Raw genomic sequence first — 2,761 nt, 5'->3', positions numbered from 1 at the left:
CTTAAAAACTCTTTGAGAAAAAATAAATTGGTACAAAACCTAGTGGCAAAATATACAAAACCCGCTGGCAAGCTACAAAAGGCCTTTGAAAACCCTTTGAGAACCCCTTAAAAACTCTTTGAAAAAAATAAATTGGTACAAAACCTAGTGTCAAAATATACAAAACCTGCTGGCAAGCTACAGCTACACTACAACAAAACCCGCTGGCAAGCTACACTACATACAACTATAAAAGTGCTGTGGCGGAGGGGGTGGGATTCGAACCCACGGTACAGTCTCCTGCACGCCGGTTTTCAAGACCGGTGCCTTAAACCGCTCGGCCACCCCTCCAAACTAGACATGCTTTTTGACAAATTTCTTGCAAAAGGTCAATCATTTTAATACGCATTTTAAAGCGTTCTTTGTAAAACCATTTAAGTTTCAATTAAAATAATTCTTCATAAGTTAATTCTTTGAGTGTGTTATCTAAGAATTTCATTTTTAAATATGATAGTTTTTTCTGAAAAAATGAAAGGTAATTATGATATTTATCATTTCTTTTTCCTGTTTGAAAATTTTTCACAAAGCAATATTTTTTAAGTTCTAATGGTCGTTTTCGTAATAATAAGAAAAGTTCAGTTGAAAATGTTTGATAAATTATATTAAATTTCGGTCGTGTATTTTTAAATTATTTTACCTTTCCAGATATTTATTCTATTTAGATCGGTCATATCTGCGAAAAGAAAATGTTATTGCTTTGACAGTTTATGAGAGATAAATTTGTAAGAATGGGATATATATTCAAGGAAAATTTTTATTGAGTTTAAATAAGTACAATTCAATAAGAAAGCTCTTTAAAAGATTTTTATTTTTTAAATAAAAATATTCAGATATTTAATGCGTCTAAAGGGTATCTTGGAGGAAAGGGCTGATTTACACTATTTGAATAAAACGTTGTGTAAGATTTGCATCGACAGTTTAAAACCTTTTCCAGATATGACTGAAAATTAGGTATATTTATAATGCTTTTTTCTTTAGGATAAGCAAAAAGGTAATTTGAATGGAAGAAAAGATTATTGAACGCTTAGATCAATAAATAGTGTGTTAAAGTATTGCATAGTTTTTCAAGAATAGAACTTAAAAACGCTAAATTATGTAGAGGCAAAAAGCATAAACTTTAACAGACAAGGTTTTAAAAGCCGTTTCATTCACAAATATGTGTAAAATAAAATATTTATGTCTAATATGAGAGAATAGGTTGTTCCTGATTCTATTGAGTTTTATAGGCCTCTTTTCCTCATCTTTTTGAAGCTTTTTTATGGCTTCAAGAGCGAGTTTTTTACGGTCTGCGCTCTTTGTGTAAAGAGATGTCATAGTGTCGTCTGTCCAGCCAAAAACTGCTTTGAGTTGCGAGACTGTTGCACCAGAATTAACTGCGCGTGTTGCTGCTAATTTTCTTAAGCCATGTGCTGATTTTTTGATTCCCGCTACGTTACAAGCCTCACGAAAAAGGTTGCCAAAACTTTCTTTAACTAGTTTTTTACCTTCTTTACCACAAATGAATGTTTCTTCTCCAATCACATACCTTCATAAGGATGAGTTCTTTTTGTTTTTGGGTGACTTTAGAAAGGCTATGCCAATTGGAGCTATTAAAATATTATTTAAGGAGCCATGCGAATGAACCTTCAACAAGTTTACCAGTTTTTGATTTAGGAAGTATAAGCCCTTGTAACTCGGCAAGTGCGCTTTTGTAGTTATCAACAAACTCTTGCGTTCCATAGGTACCGCGTATTCTAATACGTGGTCCATGACCAATACGTACATACCATACAATTTTGCCATGTTGAGTAATTTGTTTAACGAGATGAGGAGGACGTGGTTTAGGCATGGTATTTTACATCTTAGAGAGTGCGGTTTCGTAATATTCATTCTTTGACAAATCTAAAAGTTTGTCTGGGTGGCTAACTGAATTTGGTATTGGAATATCTGCTTTCAGATAGATAAGCAGTTCACCGGTAGGTTTGATTTCTATGAGTTCGCATTTTTGCTTTTTTGCTTCTCTTAAAGCTCGTGCAATGTCTGCTTGCGTTATGATAGCTTTACGAGGTGCCATATCTTTTCTCCTTACATTGAGATGCAATTCACGTGTGGCGTGAATCACGCATTACTTGAAAGTGTTAAGAAGGGTGGGGGTGCTCGTAGATATGCGGGGAACAAAACACCCCCATAAGGTTAAGCAGCTTTTGTTGAGAGTTGTTGTATCTCTCGTTCTATCTCTGCTAAAAAGGCTTCAACAACTTGATTGATCTGTTCAATTTGTTGATCATCACGGAAAAAACGGAAGAAGTCACCATCGCATTCCAAAAACCAGAGGGGTTTGATCCAATTGAAAATGCGATTTTGTATCATACAACAAGTGTAGCAAATGAGTTGAGGGTAGAAATGTGGGGCCGTTTCCTATGAGGAAGTTGAATGTTCAGGAAACATATGTGATTTTCACTTTAAAAATTCTTTGCCCAACAAAGAGGCAACTTATGGTAAGATAACTTTAGAAGATGGGATAGTATACAAGGCATTTACTTGGAATGAAGAGAGTGAAAGTTCGCTTTTTTTCAAGGGTACCGATGGAATAATTATCTCACATGATACAGAAAACTGTCACGCAAGAATTTTCGCCTACTCGTCAAGGGATGATACAATCTCACGGCAATCTCATCATTAACGCTGATACCATTGACAACCATTATAGCTCTATGAGAGCAGGGGGAAATGCCGATATCCA

The 2,761-nt window shown here is 35.0% G+C and carries 1 protein-coding gene, 1 tRNA gene and 2 pseudogenes; all 4 read right to left on the bottom strand.

The features are described from left to right. Positions 1-240 precede the first annotated feature (240 nt). Positions 241-330, bottom strand: a tRNA-Ser gene (locus ACFINM_RS09565). A gap of 942 nt (positions 331-1,272) precedes the next feature. After that, positions 1,273-1,867 (bottom strand): annotated as a pseudogene (locus tag ACFINM_RS09560) (tyrosine-type recombinase/integrase); the annotation flags it as partial. A 6-nt stretch (positions 1,868-1,873) separates the two neighbouring features. Continuing rightward, a complete protein-coding gene (locus tag ACFINM_RS09555) occupies positions 1,874-2,092 on the bottom strand; it encodes a hypothetical protein (protein ID WP_375618906.1) in 219 nt (72 codons plus the stop codon). Between the two features lie 119 nt (positions 2,093-2,211). After that, positions 2,212-2,319 (bottom strand): annotated as a pseudogene (locus ACFINM_RS09550) (exonuclease); the annotation flags it as partial. Positions 2,320-2,761: the final 442 nt, after the last annotated feature.

This window comes from Bartonella sp. AA168HLJHH, assembly GCF_042197365.1.
Classification (GTDB): Bacteria; Pseudomonadota; Alphaproteobacteria; order Rhizobiales; family Rhizobiaceae; genus Bartonella.
This window is presented reverse-complemented; position numbering and strand designations above follow the sequence as displayed.

Coding starts and splice junctions, on each gene's coding strand:
- ACFINM_RS09555 (WP_375618906.1), bottom strand. CDS start 2,092: ATGGCACCTCGTAAAGCTATCATAACGCAAGCAGACATTGCACGAGCT.